The following is a 4,632-nucleotide window of genomic DNA, read 5'->3' on the forward strand; positions in this document are numbered from 1 at the left end:
GGCACAAGGCATCCCGCGATCAGCGACCAGCGCTTGCGTGGGTCACGCTTGCCGTAGGCGGTGAACACGATCGTGCGCGCCTCGATCAGCCAGGCGACCAGCGCCACCGCGGTCACCAGCGCGTAGATCGGCGCGATGACGCCGAACACCAGCACCGTCGCGTCGGAGATCGACAGCAGCCAGCCGGGGATGAGCCGGGCGCGGTTCTGCAACAGGATCAGGTAGCGGCCGTACTCGGCCAGCCCGGCGAGCAGGAAGACGATCGTGGTGCCGAGCAGCAGCCGGTCGCGGTGGGCCGCGATGCCGCGCAGCGGACGTTCGGGCGTGGGGGTCGCCGACGGCGGCGGGTCGAGCAGCCCCCAGCGCGGGGTCTGGGCGTAGCGCGGAGTCGGCCCGAGCGGGGCGGTGGTGGTGGCGCCCGCCTTACGGGTGCGGTGGTCGGGTCGGCGCGCGACCCAGCGGTAGTTGCGCTGGGTGGCGGGCGCGTCGACCTTGCCGGGCGAGAGCAGTACTCCTCGGCAGCGCGGGCACCAGTGCATCGGCGCGCCCTGCACGGCCCACCGCGCACCACAGCGTGCACATGGTTGCACCACCGAACTCACCCGCGCACCCCGCTTCCGGACTAGTAGATCTTGGCTTCGTGGTCGCCGTCGGCGACCACCGGGCGGCCGGTCTGCTGCCAGGCCACCATGCCCCCCGCGACGTTGACCGCTTCGTACCCGATGTGGGCGAGATACCGGACGACCTCGATGGACCGGCCGCCCTGTCGGCACACGACGTAGAGCTCGGCGTCGATATCGAGCTCGTCGAGGCGGGCGGGCACGTCGACCATCGGGATGTGGATCGCGCCCGGCGCGTGCCCGAGGTTCCATTCGTCGGGTTCGCGCACGTCGAGCAGCTGCGCACCCGGCGCGGGGTCCGCGTGGTCGAACGCGGCGGGTACCGCACCCACCGGCACGGTGGGGACATCGGAGCTCGTCACGCCTCGATCCTGCCATGCCGCGCGCGTTGCCGGGCGAGCCTGTGCGACGACGAGGTGCTGCGCGGGCCTCAGCTATCGGTCAGCACACGGCCAACGGGAACCGGCTGCCGACAACGCCGACAGCCGGGTGGAACCAGCCGGGAACGACCGATCCGGGACTCCCCTCCATGTCATCCCGGAGCGGTCGTTCGCCGCTGACGTCGGGATTCGTGGAGTGTGTTCTGTCCCGACATCTACTTGGACGCAAGCGGGACCGATTCGGTTCCATAAAAACGAGAACACTAGAGAAAATCTTAAATCCTGGGATCTGGGCGGCCAGATCGGTAGCCTGGGCGCATGAACGTGAGCAGGGGGCTACTCGACAGTTTCGACATCAACGGCTTGAATACCGCTTTGTCCGAATCCACGTGTCTAGGGGTAGAAGTGGATGCCGCGGCGGGCCGGCTGCAACTCGCTCTGGAGGTGCTGACGCTACCCACGGATGGACCCGCGCCGATCGACACGAAAGTTCTGCTCACCTTCACCGGAGTCACCCGCGTCGCGGCCTCCCTGCGCATCCAGCGCTGGGACGATGTCGACGCCCGTGTGCTTCCCCTGAGCCTCGACCAGCTCGACGAGGCCATCGAGAGCTTCGGCGGCGGCGGGTTGCACGGCTGGGAGTTCATCGACCTCGACGACAGCGGCTGGACGCTGTGGAGCGAGTTGCTCAGCTTCGACACGGTGCTCGATCAGCGCATCGCCGCGCACGTCATCGAGTTCTCCCAGGAAGAAGGCATCGACCCGCGCGAACTCGACGTCCGCGTGTGGTTCGACAAGATCGTCGTCACGAACACCGCCGGCCTGGAGATTCCGATGAACGAGTTCATCGAGGGTGGTCGTCGGTGGTGGGACGCGCATGCCACCGGGGACGCCCGGACCACCAAAGCCGACATCGCACCGCCGCTGTAATATTCGCGGCCCGCGACCGCAGGCCACGCCCGCGAAGTTTCCATCTCGGTGATCGCAAGGGAATGCGGAACCGCGTGTGCGGGGTTGCAGCGAGCGGGTGTACGAATGATGGTTGGTGTTGTCGTCCGAACTGGGCGCACACAGCCCGACACACGGAAAGGGACATCGTGGCCGTCTACACGCTGCCGGAACTGGATTACGACTTCGGCGCACTGGAGCCTCACATCTCCGGTGAGATCAACGAGATCCACTACACCAAGCACCACGCCGCCTACGTCGCAGGCGCGAACAAGGCACTCGAGCAGCTCGAGGAAGCCCGTGAGTCCGGCGACCTGGCTGCCATCCTGCTGCTGGAGAAGAACCTGGCCTTCCACCTCGGTGGCCACTACAACCACTCCGTCTGGTGGAAGAACCTCTCCCCCAACGGCGGCGACCAGCCGGACGGCGACCTGGCCGCGGCCATCGCCGACCAGTTCGGTTCGTTCGACAAGTTCCGCGCGCAGTTCACCGCTGCCGCCAACGGGCTGCAGGGCTCCGGCTGGGCCGTCCTGGGTTACGACACCCTGGGCCAGAAGCTGCTGACCTTCCAGCTGTACGACCAGCAGGCCAACGTGCCCACCGGCATCATCCCGCTGCTGCAGGTGGACATGTGGGAGCACGCGTTCTACCTGCAGTACAAGAACGTCAAGGCCGATTACGTGACCGCGTTCTGGAACGTTGTCAACTGGGCCGACGTGCAGGACCGCTTCGCTCGGGCCGTCGGCCAGGGCAAGGGCCTCATCTTCGGCTGATCCGCCTCTCCGCGTATTTTGCCGGTCGTAGGTAGCTCCACGGGTTCTTGACCGGACTCGCGGTCGTGTGCCCCAGGCTTCTGGGCGTGCCCGACGAGTTACCCATGTTCTTGCGAAATCAGGCGTTGCGCGAAAGACCTCCCGGTCATCGACTGGGAGGTCTTTTGCGTGGATTGCCCGTTCTGGCACTCACTGGTACTTGTGTGCCAGACGGGTTTGGGGTTATTCCTGTCATACGGGCACAGTCGCCCCCGTTAGTCGGGAGGCCATCATGAATACACAGGGTCCGATCGGGATCACGCCGTTTCAGGCGCGGGGACGATTGAGCGGGTTCGTGGTGTCGGGGCGGTGGCCGGATACCACCAAGGAATGGGCACAGGTGCTGGTGCTGGCCGTGCGGGTGGCGTCGATGCCGGGCTTGCTGGTGACCAGCACGGTGTTCGGGGTGCGCGAGGAGCTACCCGACGACCCGGAACCGGGCACGGTGGGCCTGGTGATGGCCGAGGGGCCGGTACTCGGCGATGAAGCGATCGAACCCGGCCGGTTCGCCGCGCACACCCCGCCGGCACTGCTGATGCTGCACCCACCGTCGGAGACCCGTCCGTCGCTGCCCGAATGCGCGGGCGCGGCCTCGGGCTGCGTGCTGCTGCCCGGCGTGCCACACCTCGGTTTGGAGCATCGCGCGGCATGGGCCGAGGCCGAACTCGACGGCACGATCACCTCGCTGGTGAGCCGGGTCGGGATGGATCTGATCAGCGATCCCGATACCGCCGTGCTCGCAATGCTGCTGGCGGCCTGACTCTTTCGCCCGCGACGGGCGGGCGAATGTTCGGCAACGGGTCTGCGTGCCACTGAAATCAGGGAAACCGAACTATCACCGCCGCATACCCAAACTTATTGTGCCCATTGAGATTTGGATTACCAGGACTTGGCATACCGGGAGCAATCGGACTAGAGTGGTGAACAGCGAAGGGGAGTAGCCCGCAATCGCCCAGTCGACATACTGATCGCCGCCGAATTCGGCGCGGTCCGGCTGCGTGAACCGGTGACCACCGGTGGGCGAGACCTTCGGCCACGAACCGATCCGTCGACCGGTGTGGCTGAAGGCGCACCCATCTTTCAGCCACAGGCCGGAGTATTTTCCTGGGAGCTGACTTCATGATCGCCACGATCCTGCTGAGCTTCGGCGTGCTCTTCCTCGCCGAACTCGGCGACAAATCCCAACTCATGGCGCTGACCTTCTCGCTGCGCTACCGCTGGTGGGTGGTGCTGGCAGGCATCAGCGTCGCCAGCGTCGCCGTGAACCTCATCGCCGCGGGCGTCGGCCACTTCCTCGGCACCGCCCTGCCCGCGAACGCGATCGCCGTCATCACCGCGCTCACCTTGCTGGTAGTCGGTCTCTGGACCCTGCACGACGCGCTGAGCAGCGACAACGACTCCGACGAGGCCCCGGAGCCGCCGAGCGCCCGCAACGCCTTCCTGGTGGTCATCTCCGCCTTCACCCTCGCCGAACTCGGCGACCGCACCATGTTCGCCGCCGCCGCCCTCGCCTCCAACAACAACTGGCTGGCCGTCTGGATCGGCTCGGTCGCCGGCATGGTCGCCGCGGGCGGACTGGCCATCCTGGTCGGCAAGTTCGCGGGCAAGCACCTGCCCGAGCGCGGCATCGCCATCGCCTCGGGCCTGCTGTTCCTGTTCTTCGCGGGCAAAACCGTGCTCGACGCGTTCGCGCCCTCGCTGGGCGGTTGGGGTTCGGCCGTGCTCGCCTTGATCGCACCCGCGCTGCTCGGCCTCGGTGTCGCCGTCTGGCGCACGCGTGCGAAGCCCGCCGTGCACGGCGATGAGCTCGCCGAGACCGCACGCTGAGTTCACGCCGGTTCGCAGCGGCGCGGCACCGACACGGTGTCGCGC

The 4,632-nt window shown here is 67.1% G+C and carries 6 protein-coding genes; 4 read left to right on the forward strand and 2 right to left on the reverse strand.

Features of this window, described 5'->3' with window-relative positions; translation table 11 throughout:
* Window positions 1–602 (reverse strand): DUF4328 domain-containing protein (locus tag ACFWF3_RS25075; RefSeq protein ID WP_379315666.1); only part of this gene is annotated, 602 nt, incomplete at its 3' end.
* A gap of 20 nt (window positions 603–622) precedes the next feature.
* Window positions 623–982, reverse strand: coding sequence for a rhodanese-like domain-containing protein (locus tag ACFWF3_RS25080; RefSeq protein WP_379315668.1), 360 nt, complete (start codon window positions 980–982; stop codon window positions 623–625).
* Window positions 983–1,318: 336 nt separating this feature from the next.
* Here ACFWF3_RS25080 and ACFWF3_RS25085 point away from each other — a divergent pair, with 336 nt between their 5' ends.
* The 4 genes from ACFWF3_RS25085 to ACFWF3_RS25100 all read left to right on the forward strand — a co-directional run bounded on the left by ACFWF3_RS25085 (window position 1,319) and on the right by ACFWF3_RS25100 (window position 4,587).
* Window positions 1,319–1,930: a hypothetical protein gene (locus tag ACFWF3_RS25085; protein WP_378989432.1), complete on the forward strand. Its 612-nt coding sequence runs from the start codon at window positions 1,319–1,321 to the stop codon at window positions 1,928–1,930.
* A 167-nt stretch (window positions 1,931–2,097) separates the two neighbouring features.
* Entirely contained in the window at window positions 2,098–2,721 is a 624-nt protein-coding gene (locus ACFWF3_RS25090; RefSeq protein ID WP_194825332.1) for a superoxide dismutase, read from the forward strand.
* Window positions 2,722–2,992: 271 nt separating this feature from the next.
* Window positions 2,993–3,520, forward strand: coding sequence for a peptidase (locus tag ACFWF3_RS25095; protein WP_378989431.1), 528 nt, complete (start codon window positions 2,993–2,995; stop codon window positions 3,518–3,520).
* Window positions 3,521–3,879: 359 nt separating this feature from the next.
* Entirely contained in the window at window positions 3,880–4,587 is a 708-nt protein-coding gene (locus ACFWF3_RS25100; protein ID WP_379315670.1) for a TMEM165/GDT1 family protein, read from the forward strand.
* Window positions 4,588–4,632: the final 45 nt, after the last annotated feature.

It is taken from the genome of Nocardia sp. NPDC060220 (assembly GCF_042727815.1).
Lineage (GTDB): Bacteria > Actinomycetota > Actinomycetes > Mycobacteriales > Mycobacteriaceae > Nocardia.